This window comes from Arthrobacter sp. zg-Y877, from assembly GCF_030373105.1.
Classification (GTDB): Bacteria; Actinomycetota; Actinomycetes; order Actinomycetales; family Micrococcaceae; genus Arthrobacter_B.
The window spans coordinates 125,339-145,805 of the sequence record NZ_JAUCPU010000002.1; the positions used below are offsets into that span (position 1 = coordinate 125,339).

A 20,467-nucleotide genomic window follows, 5' to 3' on the forward strand; every position below is an offset into this window, starting at 1 on the left:
CAATCATGGCACTGACAATTTCCTATCCCGAACAGCTGCCCGTTTCCGAGCGCCGCGAAGACATCATGGCAGCGATTGCCGCCAACCAGGTCACCGTCATCGCCGGCGAAACCGGGTCCGGAAAAACCACGCAGATTCCGAAGATGTGCCTGGAGCTCGGCCTGGCCGATAACGGGCTGATCGGGCACACCCAGCCCCGGCGCCTTGCCGCCCGCACGGTGGCGGAGCGGATCGCCTCCGAGCTCGACGTCGAACTCGGCGAGGAAGTGGGCTTCCAGGTCCGCTTCACCGGGGAAACCGGCCGGAAGACCAAGGTCAAGCTCATGACCGACGGCATCCTGCTGGCGGAAATCCGGCATGATCCGAAGCTGAAGAAATACAGCACCATCATCATCGATGAGGCCCACGAGCGCAGCCTGAACATCGACTTCATCCTCGGGTACCTGCGCCGGCTGCTGCCCCAGCGCCCGGACCTGAAGGTCATCATCACCTCGGCCACGATCGACCCGCAGCGGTTCGCCGAGCACTTCGCCGACGCCAACGGGACCCCGGCACCCATCATCGAAGTTTCCGGCCGGACCTTCCCGGTCGAAATCCGCTACCGCCCGCTCAACCAGCCGGCTGACGGCGGCAGCGACGAAGAGGGCCTCGAGGACGAGCTCGAAGAGGACCGGGACCCGGTGGACGCGGTGTGCGACGCCGTGGACGAGCTCTCCCGAGAGGCGCCCGGCGACGTCCTCGTGTTCTTCTCCGGCGAGCGCGAAATCCGCGACGCCGCCGAGGCACTGCGCTCCTCCGTCGCCCGCAATCCCCGGCTGGCCAACACCGAAATCCTGCCCTTGTTCGCCCGGCTCTCCCTCGCCGAGCAGCACAAGGTCTTTTCGCAGGGCCGCAACCGCCGGATCGTCCTGGCCACCAACGTGGCCGAAACCTCCCTGACGGTCCCCGGCATCAAGTACGTCATCGACACCGGTACGGCACGCATCTCGCGCTACTCCCACCGCACCAAGGTCCAGCGCCTGCCGATCGAACGGATCTCGCAGGCCTCGGCCAACCAGCGTTCAGGCCGCTGCGGCCGCGTCTCGGACGGCATCGCCATCCGGCTGTACTCGCAGGAGGACTTCGAGGCCCGGCCCGAATTCACCGATCCCGAAATCCTGCGCACCAACCTCGCCGCCGTCATCCTGCAGATGGCCGCCATGGGTGTGGCCAAGGGACCCAAGGATGTGGCGGATTTTCCGTTCGTCCAGCCTCCGGATTCCAAGGCCATTAACGACGGTGCCGTGCTGCTGCGCGAACTCGGGGCGCTGCATCCCCAGGGCGGCATCACGGACGTGGGCCGCAAGCTGTCCCAGCTCCCGGTGGATCCCCGGCTGGGACGGATGATCGTCGAAGCCGGGAACCGCGGCTGCACCAAGGAGGTTATGGTCCTTACTGCTGCGCTGACCATCCAGGATCCGCGCGAGCGTCCCTCGAAGGACGATCCCGCCCGGGCACAGAAGGCCGCCGAAATGCACAAGCGGTTCGTGGACGAGAACTCGGACTTCACCGGGTACCTGAACCTGTGGCGCTATGTGGAGGAAAAGCAGAAAGAGCTCTCTTCCTCGGCGTTCCGGCGCCTGTGCAAAAACGAGTTCCTGAACTTCCTGCGCATCCGCGAATGGCAGGACCTGTTCGCCCAGCTGCGGCAGCTGGCCAAGCCGCTCGGCATCACGCTCTCCCCCGAGCCGGTGGACCCGGTCGGCAAGTACCGTGAAATCCACATGTCCCTGCTGGCCGGCCTGCTGAGCCACATCGGCCTCTATGACCAGCGCAAGCGCGAATACGCCGGTGCCCGCGGCACCCGGTTCGCGGTCTTCCCCGGCTCGGCCCTGTTCAAGAAATCCCCGGACTGGGTGATGGCTGCCGAACTGGTGGAAACCTCACGCCTGTGGGCGCGGGTGGCGGCGAAATTTGATCCACTCTGGGTCGAAGACGTTGCCGGGCACCTGATCAAGCGCACCTACAGCGAACCCCATTGGTCCAAAAGCCGCGGAGCGGTCATGGCCTATGAAAAGGTCACGCTCTACGGTGTCCCCGTCGTGCCGCAGCGCAGCATCAACTACGGACGCATCGATCCCGTCCTCTCCCGCGAGATGTTTATCCGGCATGCCCTGGTGGAAGGCGACTGGCGCACGCACCACAAGTTCTTCTCCCGCAACCAGGCGCTGCTCGCCGAGGTGGAGGAACTCGAGAACCGGGTCCGCCGCCGCGGACTGCGCGTGGACGATGAAACCCTCTTCGAGTTCTATGACGAGCGCGTGGGCGCCGACGTCGTTTCCGAACGCCACTTCGACAAGTGGTGGAAAAACGCCCGGCACGAGAATCCGGCGCTGCTGGACTTCGACCCGGACGCACTGCGCACCGACGACGCCGAGGGACTCGATGAGAACGACTTCCCGAAGTCCTTCTTCTACGGCTCCTTCGAACTTCCGCTGACTTACGAGTTCACCCCCGGGGTGCCCTCGGCCAACGACGGCGTGACCGTGGAAGTGCCCGTGCTGTTCCTGAACCAGCTCACCCCCGGCCCGTTCACCTGGCAGATCCCGGGCCTGCGCGCCGAACTCATTACCGCCCTGATCAAGTCGCTGCCCAAGGCCATCCGGAAGAACTTCGTTCCGGCGCCCGACGTCGCCCGCTCGGCTGCCGCTGCGCTGGCCGCGGACTTCGATCCGGCGTCGGACGAGCTGGAGCCGTCGCTGGAACTGGTGCTGCGCCGGTTGAAGGGATCGATCATTCCGCCGGGTTCCTGGAACTGGGACGCGGTCCCGGACCACCTGAGGATGACCTTCACCGTGGTGGATTCCTCGGGCCGGGTGCTGGACGAGGGCAAGGACCTCGCGGCCCTGCAGGAAGCCCTGGCTCCCGCCACCCGGCGGGCCATCGCCGAGTCCCTCGGCGCCACGCCGTCGACCGTCCAGCCGCGCGGACCCAAGGGTGCCGGCAATCCCCGGGGGAAGGCTACAAACGGCGCCGCCTCGTTGAACGGTGGCTCCGCCTCCCCCGCCGGCGGTGCCTCCGTGGCGGAGCAGACCGGCCTGACGGAGTGGAGTGTCGGCACCCTGGAGAAGCAGGTCCAGCGGCTGGTGGCAGGGCATACCGTGACCGGCTACCCCGCATTGGTGGACGAAGGGTCGACGGCGGGCGTGCGGATCTTCCAGAGCGCCGGCGAGCAGCAGACCGCAATGCGTGCCGGGGTCATCCGGCTGCTGGTGCTGCGTGTTCCCAGCCCGGCCAAATACGTCCTGGAGCACCTGAGCAACACGGAGAAACTGACCTTCAGCCAGAACCCGCACGGCAGTGTCGCTGCCTTGATCGAGGACTGCACCCTGGCCGCGGTGGATAAGCTCACCCCCGAGAAGCTCCCCTGGACGCGGGCCGAGTTGGATGCCCTGTATGAAACCGTCCGGGCCGAACTGATCGACACCGTCTTCGGCGTCACGGCAATCGTGGAGAAGATCCTCGCCAGCACCCGCCGGATTACCAAAGCACTGAAGGGCACTACGTCCCTGGCCTTGATCAGCGCCCTGAACGACATCCGGGCACAGCTGGATGCCCTGGTGTATCCCGGCTTCGTGGCCCGCACCGGCTATGCCCAGCTGATGCACCTGCCGCGGTACCTGGCCGGGATTGAACGCCGGCTGGAGAAGCTGCCCGGCAACGTGCAGCGGGACGGCCTGTCCATGGCTGTGGTCCATCGCCTCGAGGATGAGTACGACGACGCCGTGGCGGCACTTGCGCCGGGCCGCGGCACTCCCCCGGAGCTGGCGGAGGTGCGGTGGATGATCGAGGAGCTGCGGATCAGTTTCTTTGCCCAGGAACTGGGAACGGCCCGGACCGTTTCGGAGAAACGGATCCGGGCCGCCCTGAACTCGGCGCTGGCTCCGGCCTAGGCGGCGGGGGAAGTCCCCTGCCGCCGGCGCCGCTGCCAGGTGCCTGTTGCTAGGCCTCGGGGACGAAGGCCCCGTGCCCGGCGTCGCGCAGGCCCTGGCGCAGCTTCTGCGCGTTGGCTTCCATCCGCTCGGGATCCGGATCGGATTCGGCGCGGCTGAAGTCGAAGTCCTGCATGGAGTTGGCGGGCCAGACATGCAGGTGCAGGTGATCCACCTCGAAACCGGCGATAGTCAGGCCGGCCCGCTCGGAGCCGAAGACCTCCACCTGGGCCTGGCCAATGGCGTGGGCAACCGCCGTCAGCTTCTGCAGGAGGTCCGCAGGTGCGTCCGTCCACTTGTTGATCTCCTGGCGCGGCACCACGAGCGTATGGCCGTCGCTGAGCGGACCAATGCTGAGGAACGCCACGACGTCGTCATCCTTCCAGACGAAGCGGCCGGGAATTTCGCCGTTGATAATCCGGGTAAACAGGGTAGGCATGGGTGCTCCTTCGGGTTGTTCCCCTGGTGCGGCGGCAGGCAGGGGTGCCCGCAGCGGCGGAGGAACCGGTCGGCCGGTAAACATGATTCGACGCTACCCCTTTTCGGGCAGGGTTTCGGCCCGGCCCGGCCCGGTCCCCACGGCTGCCGGCGTACCGGGCGTGTTGGACCACTGCGACCAGGACCCCGGATACAGTGCCGCGGTGATCCCCGCCTGTGCCAGGGCCGCAACCTCGTGGGAGGCGAAGATGCCCGATCCGCAGTACGCGGCAACGGGTCGATCCGGCCGCACCCCCAGGGCTTCGAATGAGGCACGGAGTTCGGCGGGGCTGAGGAAGGTGCCGTCCGCGGCAAGGTTGTGGGTGGACGGCCGGTTCACGGCTCCCGGAATATGTCCGGCCCGGGGATCGACGGGTTCGGTGTCTCCCCGGTAGCGTTCCGGCGCCCGCGCGTCGATAAGCGTTCCCGCCGCGGCCACCGTGCCCACGTCCTGCAGCTCCGCCACGGGCATGTGCCCCCAGGACAGGTATGCGCTCCCGGGCTCCGGCGATACCGGGCCGCTTTCCAGCGGCAGTCCGGCTGCGCGCCAGGCGCCTAGCCCGCCGTCGAGCAGGCGTACGTCCTCCCAGCCGGCATGCCGCAGCAGCCACCAGGCACGGGCCGCGGAGGTGCCGCCGGCGTCGTCGTAAACCACCACCGTGTCGCCGTCGTTCAGGCCCCAGCTGCGGGCGGTCCCGGCGAATTCCGCAGGGCCGGGCAGGGGGTGCCGTCCCTCCAACGGAGCTGCGGGGGCCGACAGCTCGGTGTCCATGTCCACGTACACCGCACCGGGCAAATGTCCGTCCAGGTACTTATCCCGGCCATCACTGGCACCCAAGGTCCAGCGGACATCCAGCAGTACAGGCGGACGTGCGGACTCCAGCCGGCCGCGCAATTGCGGAACGGAGATCAGGACCTCCATTACAGGTCCACGGTTTCCCCGGCGTCCAGATGCCGGAACTCGGTGCCGTAGGTCTTGCCGAACCGGGTGACGTGGCCCTCGACCATACCCAGTCCCCGCTCGTTCAGCAGGGCATCGTGGATGGGATACGCGCGCTCGGCGCCGGTGGCGATGACGAAGTCCAGGACCTCCCCCACCTTGGACCACGGTGCGTGCACGGGAACCAGCACTGTGCGCGGCCGCAGCCCGTTCGGAACCACGAAGGAATCGCCCGGGTGGTAGACCCGGCCCTCCACTAGGTAACCGATATTGGCAACAAGGGGAATCAGCGGGTGGATCAGTGCATGCTGGCCGCCGAACGACTGGATGCCGAAACCGGCGATCGTAAAGCTGGTGTTGGGTTCGACGTCGTGGATGCGGCCGGCCAGTTCCGGCGGGGCATCGGCTCGAAGGAGTGCCGCGAGGGACGCCGGGGCGTAGAGCTCCAGCGCCGGCTGCGCCTGCATTGCGGCAAGCACCCGGCCGCGGTCCAGATGGTCCGCATGCTCGTGGGTGACCAGGATGGCGTCGGCGCCCTGCAGTGCGGTCTCGACCTCGGAGAACGTGCCGGGATCCAGCACCAGGACCTTCCCACCCTGCTCAAAGCGGACACAGGAGTGCGTGAACTTGGTCATTTGCATAGCGCCACCCTACTCCCGGAGCATCCCCGGGTCTCCGGATATGCCGCAGTGCTGCTGGTAATCTTAGGGTCCTGGTTTAACCAGGGTTTGGTACCCCATCCCCTGCCGTGCCACCGTACCCATACGATCCCGCCCGTACCACCCCGCCTGGAGGAACTTCCGTGTCACCCGAGACATCCCGGACGTCCAAGCGCGGACCGGAGCCGCGCGTGACCCGCCAGCGCCTGGCCGTGGGCCGCACCCTGGACGACCTCGATGACTTTGTCAGCACCCAGGAACTGTTCCGGCTGCTGCAGGAGCGCGGGGAACGCGTTTCGCTTGCCACCACGTACCGGGTGCTGCAGTCCATGGCGGACGAGAACCTGGTGGATGTGCTCCGGGGCGGCGACGGCGAGGCACTGTACCGGCGCTGCGCCGTCGGGCATCACCACCATCACCTGGTCTGCCGCGAATGCGGCAAGGCCGTCGAGGTGGAGGCTCCGGCAGTGGAGACCTGGGCTGCCGGACTCGGCACCAGGTACGGCTTCACCGAGGTGGCGCACACCGTCGAGGTCTTCGGCCTGTGCCCGGAATGCAGCGCCCGTAAGAGCTAGGCCGCGGCGGTGGCGGTGTTCCGGCTCAGCTCACGCCGCCGGTGTCCGCCGCGCACCCGCCGGATGATCCGGCACACCAGGTAGATCGCGAAGGACACCGTGGTGACGTAGGGGCTGATCGGGATCCGCCCGCCCAGCGCCAGCAGGATGCCGCCCACCGAGGAAGCCAGGGCGAAGACCACGCTCAGGAACACCACGAGGCGCGGTGAGGAGGTCACGAGCAGCGCCGCGGCAGCGGGAGTGATGAGCAGCGAGAGCACCAGCAGCGCGCCCACCACCTGGATGGACAGCGCTACGGAAAGACCCAGCAGGAACATAAAGACAATGGACAGCACCCGCACCGGCACGCCGCGCGCCTCGGCGAGGTCCGGGTCCGCGCTGGCGAAGGTCAGTGGGCGCCAGATGATGAGCAGGGCAGCGACCACGACGGCGGCAACCCCGGCCAGCAGATTCAGCTGCACCGTATCCACTGCGACGATCTGACCGGTCAGCAACCCGAACTTGTTGGCCGAGCGGCCCTCGTAGAGGCCCAGGAACAGGATCCCCAGCCCCAGCCCGAAGGGCATGATGACGCCGATGATCGAGTTCCGGTCCCGTGCCCGCAGGCCCATGACGGCCAGCAGGACGGCGGCCGCCACCGATCCCACCAGCGAACCGACCACCACGTTCACGCCGATCAGCAGGGCAAAGGAAGCTCCGGCGAAGGAAAGTTCGGCGATGCCGTGCACGGCGAAGGCCAGGTCCCGCATCAGCACGAAGGTACCGATCAAGCCGCCGACCAGGCCCAGGACCGCGGCCGCCCAGATGGAGTTCTGCACCAGCGGGAGCAGCTCCCCATAGTCGCTGAAATCAAAAACAGCATCGAAGAAACTACGCAGGTCCAAGGTCGCCCTCGCTTTCTCCGTGGTGATGGGTGGTGGCGTCGGGAATGCCCAGGACCACAATCCGTCCGTGGCTGCGCAGTACTTCCACGCGGCTGCCATACATTTCCGAGAGCACATCGCTGCGCAGGACCTCGGCGGGGGTGCCGGTGCGGAACTGCCCGCCGGCCAGGTACAGCACACGGTCCACGTACTCGATGACCGGGTTGATCTCGTGGGTCACGAAGACGACGGCGGCTCCCTCGTCGTGGCAGCGCCGCTCGATCAGCGAGCTGATCGCCTGCTGGTGGTGCAGGTCCAGGGAAAGCAGCGGCTCGTCGCAAAGAAGCAGGTCCGGATTGGTGGCCAGGGCCTGGGCTGCGCGCAGGCGCTGCAGCTCGCCTCCGGACAGCCGTCCGACGGGTTCATCCGCGTAGGCGGTGGCTCCCACCTGTTCAAGCAGCCGGTCCACCCGCTGGCGCACCGGCTTCCGGCGCAGACGCAGGCCCCAGCGGTCGCCGTCGACGCCGAGCCCCACCAGGTCGCGGCCGCGCAGCGGAGTGCCCGCACTGAAGGATTTCTGCTGCGGGATGTACCCGATGTCCTTGCTACCGCGGTGGACATCCCGGCCGTTGATGGTCACGGTGCCGCCGGTGAGCGGCTGCAGGCCCAGGAGGACCTTCAGGAAGCTGGTTTTGCCGGACCCGTTGGGGCCGAGGACGGCAAGGAACTCCCCCGCATTGATGTCCAGGTCGAGGTTCTTCCACAGGGTGCGGTCCCCGAAGGACAGTCCTGCGTCCCGCAAGCGGACGACGGGAGCCGGCGGCGTCATCGGAGCACGCTTTCCATGGCGGCGGTATTGGCGGCCATCCACTGCAGGTAGTCCTGCCCCTCGGGCAGGGTTTCGGTGAAGTCCACGACGGGCACGTCCGCAGACACGGCGGCCTCCCGCACGGTCTCGGTCTGGGACGTGGACGTCTGTTCGTTGTAGCCCAGGAAAGCGATCGAGCCGCCGGTGACCAGATCCTCCATTTCCTTCAGCACCTTGGGTGGCACGTCGGCGCCTTCCTCCACTGCTTCGGTGAAGTCGGAGGGGGTGGCATTGTGCAGCCCGGCAGCCGCCACCAGGTAATCCGGCACCGGCTCGGTCAGCGCGACGTCGCGTCCAGCCGAGACGTCCCGAAGCGCCGCCAGGGCAGCATTAATGTCAGCAATGCCCGCCTCGAAATCCGCGGCGTTGGCTTGGAAAGAGTCAGCGGCTTCCGCGTCCAGCCCGGCTAGGCGTTCCGCTGCGGCGCCGGCCAGCCGGCCCATCGCCTCCGGGCTGTACCAGACATGTTCGTTGAAGGAACCGTGGTTATGGCCGTGGTGGTCTTCCCCACCGTCATGGCCGGCTTCCGCCCCGTGGGCGCCTTCGGCATCCTCCCCGGAGTCCTCCAGGCCGGAGATCTCCACGGCGTTGAGGATGTCCTCGGCAGGGATGCCTTCATCAGCTGCCAGCTTCTCCAGGAACGAGTCATAGCCGCCGCCGTTAAGCACCACCAGGTCCGCCTTGGAAACCGCCAGCCGGTCCCGGGCAGTGGCCTCATAGGAGTGGGGATCCTGGCTGGGCCGGTCGATCAGGGCAGTGACCTCCACGTTGTCCCCGCCGATCTCCGTGAGGATGCCCGCGTAGACGTTGGTGGACGCCACGACGGTGATGACGCCGTCGTCGGCTCCTCCACGTTCGGGGTCCCCGCTGCCGGCCGCGCATCCGGTCAGGACGGCGACAGCCAATACGGTTCCGGCCACGCGGACGGGGAAGCGGTGCATAAGGTTGATGTCCCTGGTTAGGCGGGCGGATGGGCTCCGGCGCCGCCGGAACCCCTTCAGCATAACCTAAACGCGAATCGTTCGCATCTAGCGTCCTACAGGTGTTCGCCCGTCCGGCGGATGCCCTGGGCCTGGGTGGCGTCCCGGATTTCCCCGATCAGCTGTTCGATGATGTCTTCCAGGAACAGGACGCCCCGGGTGCTTCCGTCCGGCCCCAGAACGCGGGCCAGGTGGGAACCCGTCCGCTGCATCACGGCCAGCGCGTCCTCGATTTCGTCGTCGAGGCGCAGGTTCGCCAATGTCCGGACCTTGTTCTCCGTGATCGGCCGCTCATAGGCCTCCAACGGGATCGACATGATGTCCTTCAGGTGCATGTACCCGGTGAGGTTCCCGGCGTCGTCCACAAGGACGAACCGGGAGAAACCGGTCCTGCCGACCGCCCGCTCAAATTCGGCCGGGGTCGAGTCCGTGCCCAGGCTTACGAGTTCATCCAGGGGCACCATCACGGTCCCTGCGGTCTGACCGGAGAATTCCAGCGCACCGGAGATCAGGCCGGAATTATCGGCCACGGTCCCGTGCTTGGTGGATTCCTCCACGATGGACTGCATTTCCTCCAGGGTGAAGGCTGAGGCGACCTCGTCCTTGGGGGTGATGCCCATCAGCCGCAAGGCGTGGTTTGCCAGCCAGTTCAGCGACCCGATAACCGGGCGCACGAGCTTGGAAATGAAGACCAGCGGCGGCGCCAGCAAAAGCACTGCCCGGTCCGCAACGGACACCGAAATGTTCTTCGGGACCATCTCGCCAATCGTGACGTGAAGGAAGGTCACCACCAGCAGTGCAATCAGGAAACCGGCGCCGTCCGCAATCTCCACCGGCAGTCCGACGGCTTTCAGCGGAACCGAAAGCAGGTGATGGATGGCCGGCTCCGCCACTGACAGGATGAGCAGGGAGCAGACAGTAATACCGAGCTGCGCGCAGGCAAGCATCAGTGAGACGTGCTCCATGGCCCACAGGGTCGTCTTGGCCCGTTTGGAACCGGCCTCCGCATACGGCTCGATCTGGCTGCGCCGTGCCGACATCACGGCAAACTCGCTGCCAACGAAAAACGCGTTGCCCAGCAAAAGGACAACCAGCCAGAAGATTCCCGCTACGTCACTCATCGGATACCTTCCCTGCGGTCCTGGCGCTCCGTAGGCCGGTCGGCGCTGTCTTCGTCTTCGACATGTTCGGGCTGCCCGGAATCGGCGCCTTCCTCGGCGGGAATGAAGCTCACGCGGTCAATGCGGCGTCCATCCATCCGCTCCACTTCCAGCACGCCGCCGGGGACGGAGACGCGGTCCCCGGCCTCGGCGATGCGTCCCAGTTCAGCCATGATGTAGCCGCCCACGGTTTCATATCCGGCCTCGTCCGGCATCCGCAGCAGCGGAACCAGCGCAGTGACCTCATCCGGGCGCATGATGCCCGGGAAGAACCAGGCACCGGACGCGCTTTGCAGCACTCCGGGCTTCGCCTTGTCGTGTTCATCGGACACTTCGCCGACGATCTCCTCGACGAGGTCCTCCAGGGTGGCGACGCCGGCGGTGCCGCCGTACTCGTCCAGCACGACGGCGAGCTGCAGGTTTGCATTGCGCAGTTCCGAAAGCAGCGAGTCCAGGTGGACTGTTTCGGGAACCCGGAGGATTTCGCTCATGATCGCGGCAGCAGGCAGCGTTCCGCGTCGGCTGCGGGGAACGGCTACGGCCTTCTTGACATGCACCACGCCGCGGATGTCGTCCGGGGAATCGCCGAGGACCGGGAACCGGGAGTACCCGGTGCGCCGGGCTGCTTCGATGACATCGGCCACCGGCTGCTCGGCATCGATGGTTTCCAGCCGGATGCGCGGCGTCATCACATCGGCCGCCGTGCGCCCGGCGAAGGAGAACGTCCGGGACAGGAAGTCGGCGGTGCCCTTGTCCAGGGTGCCCATCTCTGCGGAACGGCGTGCCATGGAGGACAGCTCCGACGGGGTCCGCGCTCCGCTGACCTCCTCCTTGGCTTCGAGGCCGAAGAGGTTCAGGATCTTGTTCGCAAACCCGTTCAGCAGGAGTACGGCGGGTTTGAACACCACGGTAAAGGCCAGCTGTGGGCGGGCAAGCGCCTTGCCGATGCGGAACGGCATGGCGATGGACATGTTCTTGGGGATCAGTTCACCCAGCAGCATCGACAGGAAGGTCGCCAGGATCAACGCCACGGTAACGGACACGGAGTCCACGGCCACGGGCGGCAGGCCCAGGGACGCCAGGGGCGCCTCCAGCAGGCGGCCCACCGATGGTTCCATCACGAAGCCGGTCAGCAGGGTGGTCATGGTGATGCCCAGCTGGCAGCTGGAAAGCTGGGTGGAAAGGGTGGTCAGGCAGCGCAGCAGCGGCTCGGCCGCCTTGTCACCGTCCTCCACTGCGCGGCGGACGGATGGCTGGTCCAGCGCCACCAGGGCAAATTCCACGGCAACGAAGAAGCCGGTGCCAAGAATAAGGAGAAGGCCAAAGAGCAGGTAGAGCCACTCCATGTCAGCGCACCCCCGCGGTGGGGGCTGACAGGCCACGCCTTAACGAAAGGGACAGGGAAAGGGGCGCAAAGGCTGCAGGAAAACGTTCAGACGGAGGGTGGTCGGCTGCGGCCGGACTGGAAGGCTCCGATGCAGCGGCAGGCGAATGCTGGGCCGTGGGTGTGCTGGCGTTGCCGGCTCGGGGCGCACCGTCTGCGGTAACCGCAGTCCGTTGCACAGGCCGGCGCCTAGAGAAACTGTCCATAGAATTATCAGTTTACAGGTTTGGCCGGACCCTGCCACAGCACTCGGATTCGGCTTCGGGGCCGGGCGTCCGGCATGCCGCCGTCACCGGAAAACCGATAAGCCGCTGTCTGTTGCGTCATCCGAAGATGCGGGATTGGCCACATCTTCGCCTATGTCACTAGACTGGCATGAAGTCTCGGTCACTGCGCACCGGGCCAGCACCACCAGTTGAGGCGGAAGCGCCCCGAACATGGTGCCATCAGGGCAAACGGCAACTCATGGAAGAGGCGTATATCTAGTGCCAGACCAATCCAACCACCGCCTGCCGGAAGAATTCGGCGGCAACGAGTGGCTTGTCGATGAACTCTACGAGCAGTATTTGTCGAACAAGGACTCCGTTGACAAGAAGTGGTGGAGCATCTTCGAATCCTTCAAGGCTGAAGACTCCCAGTCCGGTAACGGCTCCAACGGAAACACCGCCGGTTCTCCGGACGGCGCCCGGCCGGCCACCCGGCAGCTGCCGGTGGTAAAGGCTGAGACCACAGCACCCAATGCACCCAAGGCCTCCGGCGAATCCCCCGCTGCAACGCAGCAGTCGGGCACACCGCCGGTCCCCAAGGAATCGGCAAAGGCCGAATCCGCGCCCAAGGAAACGGCGAAGGCCGCACCCATTCCGGCCCAGCTGCCCAAGACGCAGCCCAGTGACGCGGCTGCGGAAGAGGACAAGGTCACCGTGCTCCGCGGTCCGGCCAAGGCGATCGCCACGAATATGGACCTCAGCCTGAGCGTCCCCACGGCGACCACCGTTCGTGCGGTCCCCGCCAAGCTCCTGATCGACAACCGCATTGTCATCAACAGCCACCTTGAGCGTGCCCGCGGCGGCAAGATCTCCTTCACCCACCTGCTCGGCTACGCCATCATCCGTGCCGCCGCGCAGTTCCCGTCGATGAACGTGTACTACGACGAAGTGGACGGCAAGCCTGTAGCCGTCCAGCCCGCACACGTGAACTTCGGCCTGGCCATCGACATGCCCAAGCCGGACGGGACCCGTCTGCTGGTGGTGCCGAACATCAAGAAGGCCGAAACGCTGAACTTCTCGGAGTTCTGGCACGCGTACGAGGACCTGGTCAAGCGTGCGCGCAGCGGCAAGCTCGGCGCTGATGACTACCGCGGCACCACCATCTCCCTGACCAACCCGGGCGGCATCGGCACCGTGCACTCCGTGCCCCGCCTCTCCAAGGGCCAGGCCGCCATCATCGGCGCCGGCGCCCTCGAGTACCCGGCCGAATTCCAGGGTGCCAACGAGAAGATCCTCGCCCGCAACGCCATCAGCAAGATCATCACCCTGACCTCCACGTACGACCACCGGGTCATCCAGGGTGCCGGCAGCGGCGAGTTCCTGCGGATCATCCACCAGCTGCTGCTGGGTGAGCAGAACTTCTACGACGAGATCTTCGAATCCCTGCGGATTCCGTACGAGCCGGTCCGCTGGAGCCCTGACATCCAGGTCAACCCGGACGAGCAGATCAACAAGGTTGCCCGCATCCAGCAGCTGATCCACGCGTACCGGGTCCGCGGACACCTCATGGCGGACACGAACCCGCTGGAATACGTACAGCGCCGGCACGCCGACCTGGACGTCCTGAACCACGGCCTGACGCTGTGGGACCTGGACCGGGAGTGGCCCACGGGCGGCTTCGGCGGCAAGCCGATGCTCAAGCTCCGCAAGATCCTTGGTGTGCTGCGCGACGCGTACTGCCGCACCGCGGGCATCGAGTACATGCACATCCAGGATCCGGAGGAACGCCAGTGGTTCCAGGACCGCCTGGAAACCAAGTACACGAAGCCGACCCGCGAAGAGCAGCTGCGGATCCTCAGCAAGCTCAACGCGGCAGAGGCTTTCGAGACGTTCCTGCAGACGAAGTTCGTCGGCCAGAAGCGCTTCTCGCTTGAAGGCGGCGAGTCCCTGATTCCGCTGCTGGACGCCGTGATTTCCGGCGCCGCCGACGACGGCCTCGCGGAAGTCGGCATCGGCATGGCCCACCGTGGCCGCCTCAACGTCCTGACAAACATTGCCGGCAAGACGTATGCCCAGGTCTTCCGGGAATTCGAAGGCACCCAGGACCCGCGCAGCGTCCAGGGCTCCGGCGACGTGAAGTACCACCTCGGCACCGAGGGAACCTTCACCTCCGACAACGGCAACGAGACCAAGGTTTACCTGGCGGCCAACCCGTCGCACCTCGAAGCCGGCGACTCGGTGCTGGAAGGCATTGTCCGCGCCAAGCAGGACCGCCTGGACCAGGGCGACGAATTCCCCGTGCTGCCGATCCTGGTACACGGCGACGCTGCCTTCGCCGGGCAGGGAGTGGTGGCGGAAACGCTCAACCTTTCCCAGCTGCGCGGCTACCGCACCGGCGGAACCATCCACGTGGTGGTCAACAACCAGGTGGGCTTCACCACCTCGCCTACGTCCTCCCGGTCCTCGGTCTACTCCACCGACGTCGCGAAGATGGTCCAGGCACCGATCTTCCATGTCAATGGAGACGACCCCGAAGCAGTCGTGCGGGTGGGCCAGCTGGCCTACGAATACCGGCAGCGCTTCCACAAGGACGTCGTCATCGACATGGTCTGCTACCGCCGCCGCGGCCACAACGAAGGCGACGATCCTTCGATGACGCAGCCCATGATGTACAGCCTGATCGAGGCCAAGCGCTCCGTCCGTAAGCTGTACACCGAGTCCCTGATCGGACGCGGGGACATCAGCCAGGACGAAGCCGAGCAGGCGCTCCGCGACTACCAGGGCCGCCTGGAACGTGTCTTTGCCGAGACCCACGCTGCGCAGACCTCACCCATCCCGGTGATCACCAAGGATTCGGAAGCGGTCTCCGATCTGGAACGTCCTGCCGCACAGCAGGAGGGCACCACGATCATCAAGCCGGCAAGCACTTCGGTTTCGCCGGAGGTCCTGGCCCACATCGGCAAGGCCCACGTGGCCGTGCCGGAAGGCTTCACGGTCCACCCGAAGCTGAAGTCCCTGCTGGAAAAGCGCGAACAGATGTCCCGCGAGGGCAATATCGACTGGGGCTTTGCCGAAATTGCCGCCTTCGGCTCCCTGCTGATGGAAGGCGTCCCCGTACGCCTTGCCGGGCAGGACTCCCGCCGCGGAACGTTCACCCAGCGGCACGCCGTCTTCCATGACCGCGCCACCGGCGCGGAATGGGTACCCCTGGCGGAGCTGGACCCGAACCAGGCGAAGCTGTGGATCTACGATTCCCTGCTCTCCGAATTCGCAGCCATGGGCTTCGAATACGGCTACTCGGTGGAACGCCCGGACGCCCTCGTGCTGTGGGAGGCCCAGTTCGGCGACTTCGTCAACGGTGCCCAGACCATCATTGACGAGTTCATCTCTTCGGCCGAACAGAAGTGGGGCCAGCGTTCCTCACTGGTGCTGATGCTCCCGCACGGCTATGAAGGCCAGGGTCCGGACCACTCCTCCGCACGGATCGAGCGGTTCCTGCAGATGTGTGCCGAGGACAACATGATTGTTGCCAACCCGACTACGGGCGCCTCGCACTTCCACCTGCTGCGCCGGCAGGCCTACAGCCGGCCGCGCAAGCCGCTGGTGGTCTTTACGCCCAAGCAGCTCCTGCGCCTGAAGGCTGCAGCCACTTCGGTGGAGGAGTTCACGCACGGCGAGTTCCAGCCGGTCATCGGGGAACACGCCGAACTGGACGGAAACGCCGTCGAGCGCGTCCTGCTGGTCTCCGGCCGCCTCTACTACGATCTGCTGGCCAACCGCCAGAAGACCGGAGATGAGAAGACAGCCATTATCCGCGTGGAGCAGCTTTACCCGCTCCCCGTGGAGGAGATCCAGGCGGCCGTGGCGCAGTACCCGAACGCGGACATCGTCTGGGCACAGGACGAGCCGGCCAACCAGGGCCCGTGGCCCTTCATTGGCCTGAACCTCCCGCAGCACCTGGACCGCCGCCTTCGGCTGGTGTCACGCCCGGCGTCGGCGTCCACCGCCACGGGCTCGGCCAAGCGCCATGCGGTGGAGCAGGACATCCTCGTGAAGAAGGCCTTCGAACGTCAGTAGGCTAGATTTGGGGTGGGGCGCTTCGGCGTCCCACCCTGTTTTTTTTGATTTGAGAAGGTGACTAGTGGAACAACGCAGAATTCGGCTTGCTGCTGTCGGTGACGAACTGCTGGCCGGACACGGGGATCCGCGCGCACTTGGCTGGCTGGGACGGGTCCTGGCCCGGACCAGGCCTGAAAACGTTGACCTCCAGGCATACAGTCTGGCTGCACCGCACGAGGGAACCGAGGCTTTGGCCAACCGGTGGCTCCCGGAGGCCGGGCGCCGGTTCGAGGACGGGTGCGAGAACCGCCTGGTTATCGGACTGTCGGACCGCGATCTTGACCTAGAGCTGACGACGGCGCGAAGCCGGCTAAACCTGGCGAACATCCTTGATGGGGCCGCCCAGATGAGCATCAAGGTCTTTGTGGTGGGCCCTCCCCCGGGCCTCAACCCCGAACGGAACCGGAAGCTGGCGGATCTTTCGGCAGCCTTCGGCGACGTCACCACGCGGCGGAAGCACATGTACGTGGATACCCTCAACCCGCTGCTTAACCATGAACAGTGGCGGACGGACCTGGCAGCCAACGGCGGAACACCCGGCCAGGCCGGCTACGGCCTGATGGCCTGGCTGGTGCTGCACCGCGGCTGGTACCAGTGGCTGGACCTGCCCGAAATGAACTGAAATCCCCGTCACAATCGGACTTTCAAAAACCCTCCCGGCCTAAGCCGGGAGGGTTTTTCCGTATTCCCCCGCGGTTTCCGGCTGCGCCATGAGTTCACCGTGATAACGATCGGTTAACAACATGTAACTTAGCTCACAGCGTAAACATTTTGTGGCTAGTGTTTGTCCACATGTGGCGGTCATCACGGCCGCTTGGGGGGCCATCATTGGTGGTTCCTGACTCCTCATCACCAGTTAGGACTACAGATGCGTACTAAGCGCGCGGCATCTCTTGCCGCACTCTCCGTCGGAGCCCTTTTCCTGGGCGCCTGCGGCTCCGCCGGGGGCGGCACCGAAAGTGAAGCCACCGAGGACGCCAACCTCGCTTCGTCGATCTCCGTGGCCATCAGCCAGGCTCCGGATTTCTACAACGGCGGCACGTCCAAGTCGAACAGCGTGTACAACACCTATGTTGACAACCTGGTCCACAGCAACTTCTCGGAGTACAGCCCTGAGGGCGTCATCCGCAATGAGGAGTTCGGAACGTTCGAGAAGACCAGTGACGATCCCCTGACGGTGAAATACACCATCAACGAGGACGCCCAGTGGTCCGACGGCACACCGATCGACTTCGACGACATCCTCCTGAACTGGGCCGCTTTCTCGGGCAAGGTCGTGGAAGGAGAGGCTGAGATCTTCGAGCCGTCCTCGAACAACGGCTACGAGTACCTTGCAATGCCCGAGGGTGAAGCAGGAGCAAAAGAGTTCGAGTACGTCTTCGAGACTCCGTACGCCGACTGGGAAAACCTGATGATCGGCTCCCTCATGCCGGCCCACATCGCCGCCGAGCAGGGCGGGATGAGCAGCGAGAACGACGGCGAGGAGCTGATTGCCGCGATCCAGGACAGCGATATTGCCGGCCTGAAGCCCGTGGCCGAGTTCTGGAATACCGGATGGGGTTATGCCGAAGGCCTCCCCTCACTTCCGGATGCAGCACTGATCCCCTCGTCCGGACCGTACAAGCTGGACAACGCCGCCGGCGGAAACCTGACGCTGACCAAGAACGAGAACTACTGGGGCGACGAGCGCGAGGCCGCCACCGAAAGCATCATCTTCAAGACCATTGAAGACACCGAGGCTGTCCAGGCGCTGCAGAACGGCGACGTCGACATCATCGAACCGTCCGGTCCCACCGGCGACACCAAGGACCAGATCGAGGCAATCGGCGACAGCGTCACCACGGTCACCGACACCGGCATGACCTTCACGCACATCGACCTCGACCAGTCCGAAAACGGTGTGTTCAAGGACCTGAAGGTGCGTGAGGCATTCTCCAAGTGCGTGCCGCGCCAGGACATCGTTGACAAGTTCGTTACTCCGGTCGCCCCGGACGCCACCGTGCTCAACCTGCGTGAATACCAGCAGTCGCAGCCGGAATACGAAGAGGTGCTCGAAGCTGCCCCTTCGGCCAGTAAGTACGACGAGGTTGACCTCGAAGGTGCCAAGGAACTGATGGAAGAAGCCGGCAAGACCGCGCCTGTTGACGTGCGGATGCTGTTCTCCTCCGCCAGCCAGCTCCGTGCCGACATCACCGCCCTGATCAAGGCTTCCTGCGACCAGGCCGGCTTCAACATCATCGCCTCCCCCGACGCCGAGTGGACCACGAAGCTCGATGAGCTCGGCTCCTGGGACGCTGCACTGTTCGGATGGGCCGGTTCCGGCCTGGTAGCCAGCGGGCAGTCGATCTACGACTCGGAAGGCGTCCAGAACTACGGCAAGTTCAAGAGCGAAAAGGTCGACGAGCTGTGGGATGAAATTGCCACCACCACGGACGCCGACCGCGTACTGGAACTGAAGAAGGAGCTTGAAGAGGAACTGGCCAAGAACGTCTACAACGTCGTTCTCTACACACAGGCCGAGATTGTTGCCCACAACTCCAGCATGGAGAACGTGGTCTACAACCCCACCCAGAGCGGCGTCACCTGGAACGCCTTCAAGTGGACCAAGCAGGCCTAACCAAGGCACCGCGCCTGAACGGTTAGAAAGCGGGATGGGCAGGCCACTGGTCTGCCCATCCCGGCTTTTATGCCGAAAAGGTTTTCCGTACCACCCCCAAGGAGCCTGACGGTGTTCTTCTTCATCCTTAAACGAGCGGTTACCTCGTTCTTCATTCTTCTTGCAGCCACGGTGCTGATGTTCCTCCTGGCCGTCAATGCCGGTGATCCCCTGGCTGACCTGATCGAGCTGCAGGGCGCTGAACGCGAAGCGCGCATTGCCCAGCGCACGGAAGCACTGCATCTTGACCAGCCCGTTGCGGCCCGTTACCTGCTCTGGCTCCAGGAGGTCGGGCGCTGCGTCATTCCCGGCGGTGCGGAATGCACCCTGGGACTGAACCGGTCGGGTTCCCCGGTCCTTGAGCAACTCCAGACCGCCATCGGCTCCACCTTCCGGCTCGTCGTCGTCGCTACTCTGGTTGCGATCGTGCTCGGCGTGGCCATCGGCCTGGTTACCGCCCTTCGGCAGTACAGCGTCTTCGACTACTCCATTACGTTCGTTGCCTTCCTGCTCTTCTCGATGCCGTTGTTCTGGCTCTCCACCCTGCTCAAGCAGTACCTGGCGATCGACTTGAACAACTGGCTGGCCAACCCGCAAATGTCCTATCTGGGCATCGCCGCCGTCGGCCTGGTTGCCGGTGCCATCGGGGCCGTGGCCATTGGCGGAGACCGCCGCCGCCGTCTGCGTGTCTTCGCCATTGCCGCCGTCGCCACCTCGGTCACGTTCTATCTGCTGCTCATCACGAACTGGTTCAAGACACCGGGGCTTGGACCGATCGGCCTGTTCGTCACCGCCTTCGGTCTGGCGCTCGGCCTCACGGCCCTGCTGGCCGGATTCCGCCGCCGCCGGATCCTGTACGCAGCACTTGCCACCGCTGCGGCGGGCTTCGCCGGATACCTCATTACGCAGCCGCTCATGGTTGATCCGAGCTGGACGGTCATCGCCGGACTCGCCGTCCTGACGCTGCTTATTTCGCTGGGCATCGGCCATGTCATCGGCGGGCCGTATGCCAGGCAGGCCCGCAGCCTGACCGCCGTGATTGGGCTCGGCATCGCGTTCTTCGTCTTCATGGACGCACTCCTGGGCGCCTATCCGTCCCTCTCGCGCAAGAACGGCGGCCGGGCCATCCCGACCACGGGATCATCAACACCCAACCTGCAGGGCACCTTCTGGGAAACCAACCTGGACTACGCCCTGTACCTGGTGCTGCCCACCATCGCCATCATGCTCATCTCCTTCGCCACCTACACCCGCTACACCCGGGCCAGCATGCTGGAAGTCATGAACCAGGACTACGTCCGGACGGCGCGGGCCAAGGGCCTAAGCGAACGGAGCGTGGTCGTCAAGCATGCGTTCCGCAATGCCATGATCCCCATCACGACCCTGATGGCCTTTGACTTTGCCGGCGTCCTCGGGGGCGCCGTCATCACGGAGGCCGTATTTGGCTGGAGCGGTATGGGGCGAATGTTCACGGACGGCCTTCATGACGTGGATCCCAACGTCATCATGGCCTTCTTCCTGGTGACCGGTGTTGCCGCCGTAGCCTTCAACATGCTGGCCGATATCGCATATGCCTTCCTCGACCCGCGCATTAGCCTGAACTGATAGG

The 20,467-nt window shown here is 65.3% G+C and carries 14 protein-coding genes; 6 read left to right on the plus strand and 8 right to left on the minus strand.

Annotated elements, in window-relative coordinates:
* Positions 1-5: 5 nt before the first annotated feature.
* Entirely contained in the window at positions 6-3,932 is a 3,927-nt protein-coding gene (hrpA, locus tag QNO03_RS04725; protein WP_289602203.1) for an ATP-dependent RNA helicase HrpA, read from the plus strand.
* Positions 3,933-3,981: 49 nt separating this feature from the next.
* Here hrpA and QNO03_RS04730 read toward each other — a convergent pair whose 3' ends face one another.
* From QNO03_RS04730 to QNO03_RS04740, 3 genes are all read right to left on the minus strand, one after another.
* The gene (locus tag QNO03_RS04730) at positions 3,982-4,410 is read right to left on the minus strand and encodes an HIT family protein (RefSeq protein WP_229950612.1); all 429 of its coding nucleotides are present in this window, start codon (positions 4,408-4,410) and stop codon (positions 3,982-3,984) included.
* 93 nt (positions 4,411-4,503) lie between these two features.
* Positions 4,504-5,370 carry a sulfurtransferase gene (locus tag QNO03_RS04735; protein WP_289602205.1) on the minus strand — a complete coding sequence of 289 codons (867 nt, stop codon included), beginning with the start codon at positions 5,368-5,370 and terminating at the stop codon, positions 4,504-4,506.
* The gene (locus QNO03_RS04740) at positions 5,370-6,029 is read right to left on the minus strand and encodes an MBL fold metallo-hydrolase (protein WP_289602207.1); all 660 of its coding nucleotides are present in this window, start codon (positions 6,027-6,029) and stop codon (positions 5,370-5,372) included. Before QNO03_RS04740 ends, QNO03_RS04735 begins: the two co-directional genes overlap by 1 nt.
* A gap of 161 nt (positions 6,030-6,190) precedes the next feature.
* On the opposite strand from QNO03_RS04740, the gene QNO03_RS04745 reads away from it, so the two are divergent.
* Complete coding sequence (locus QNO03_RS04745; protein WP_229950606.1) at positions 6,191-6,622, plus strand: Fur family transcriptional regulator; 432 nt, start codon at positions 6,191-6,193, stop codon at positions 6,620-6,622.
* On the opposite strand, the gene QNO03_RS04750 is transcribed toward QNO03_RS04745, so the two are convergent.
* From QNO03_RS04750 to QNO03_RS04770, 5 genes are all read right to left on the minus strand, one after another.
* Positions 6,619-7,506, minus strand: coding sequence for a metal ABC transporter permease (locus tag QNO03_RS04750; RefSeq protein WP_229950603.1), 888 nt, complete (start codon positions 7,504-7,506; stop codon positions 6,619-6,621). The genes QNO03_RS04745 and QNO03_RS04750 overlap by 4 nt on opposite strands.
* Positions 7,493-8,314 (minus strand): metal ABC transporter ATP-binding protein, encoded by an 822-nt coding sequence (locus QNO03_RS04755; RefSeq protein WP_289602209.1) that lies wholly within the window; start codon positions 8,312-8,314, stop codon positions 7,493-7,495. Before QNO03_RS04755 ends, QNO03_RS04750 begins: the two co-directional genes overlap by 14 nt.
* Positions 8,311-9,294, minus strand: coding sequence for a metal ABC transporter solute-binding protein, Zn/Mn family (locus QNO03_RS04760; RefSeq protein WP_289602211.1), 984 nt, complete (start codon positions 9,292-9,294; stop codon positions 8,311-8,313). The genes QNO03_RS04755 and QNO03_RS04760 overlap by 4 nt, the downstream gene beginning before the upstream one ends.
* Positions 9,295-9,389: 95 nt before the next feature.
* Complete coding sequence (locus tag QNO03_RS04765) at positions 9,390-10,454, minus strand: hemolysin family protein (RefSeq protein WP_289602212.1); 1,065 nt, start codon at positions 10,452-10,454, stop codon at positions 9,390-9,392.
* Positions 10,451-11,839, minus strand: a complete 1,389-nt coding sequence (locus tag QNO03_RS04770) for a hemolysin family protein (protein ID WP_289602214.1) — start codon at positions 11,837-11,839, stop codon at positions 10,451-10,453. Before QNO03_RS04770 ends, QNO03_RS04765 begins: the two co-directional genes overlap by 4 nt.
* Before the next feature lie 523 nt (positions 11,840-12,362).
* Between QNO03_RS04770 and QNO03_RS04775 the strand changes: the two genes are divergently transcribed.
* From QNO03_RS04775 to QNO03_RS04790, 4 genes are all read left to right on the plus strand, one after another.
* Positions 12,363-16,160: a multifunctional oxoglutarate decarboxylase/oxoglutarate dehydrogenase thiamine pyrophosphate-binding subunit/dihydrolipoyllysine-residue succinyltransferase subunit gene (locus tag QNO03_RS04775; protein ID WP_289602215.1), complete on the plus strand. Its 3,798-nt coding sequence runs from the start codon at positions 12,363-12,365 to the stop codon at positions 16,158-16,160.
* Between the two features lie 64 nt (positions 16,161-16,224).
* The gene (locus tag QNO03_RS04780) at positions 16,225-16,824 is read left to right on the plus strand and encodes a GDSL-type esterase/lipase family protein (RefSeq protein WP_229950587.1); all 600 of its coding nucleotides are present in this window, start codon (positions 16,225-16,227) and stop codon (positions 16,822-16,824) included.
* A gap of 246 nt (positions 16,825-17,070) precedes the next feature.
* Positions 17,071-18,819: an ABC transporter family substrate-binding protein gene (locus tag QNO03_RS04785; protein WP_289602217.1), complete on the plus strand. Its 1,749-nt coding sequence runs from the start codon at positions 17,071-17,073 to the stop codon at positions 18,817-18,819.
* Between the two features lie 111 nt (positions 18,820-18,930).
* Positions 18,931-20,463 (plus strand): ABC transporter permease, encoded by a 1,533-nt coding sequence (locus tag QNO03_RS04790; RefSeq protein WP_289602219.1) that lies wholly within the window; start codon positions 18,931-18,933, stop codon positions 20,461-20,463.
* Positions 20,464-20,467 lie beyond the last annotated feature (4 nt).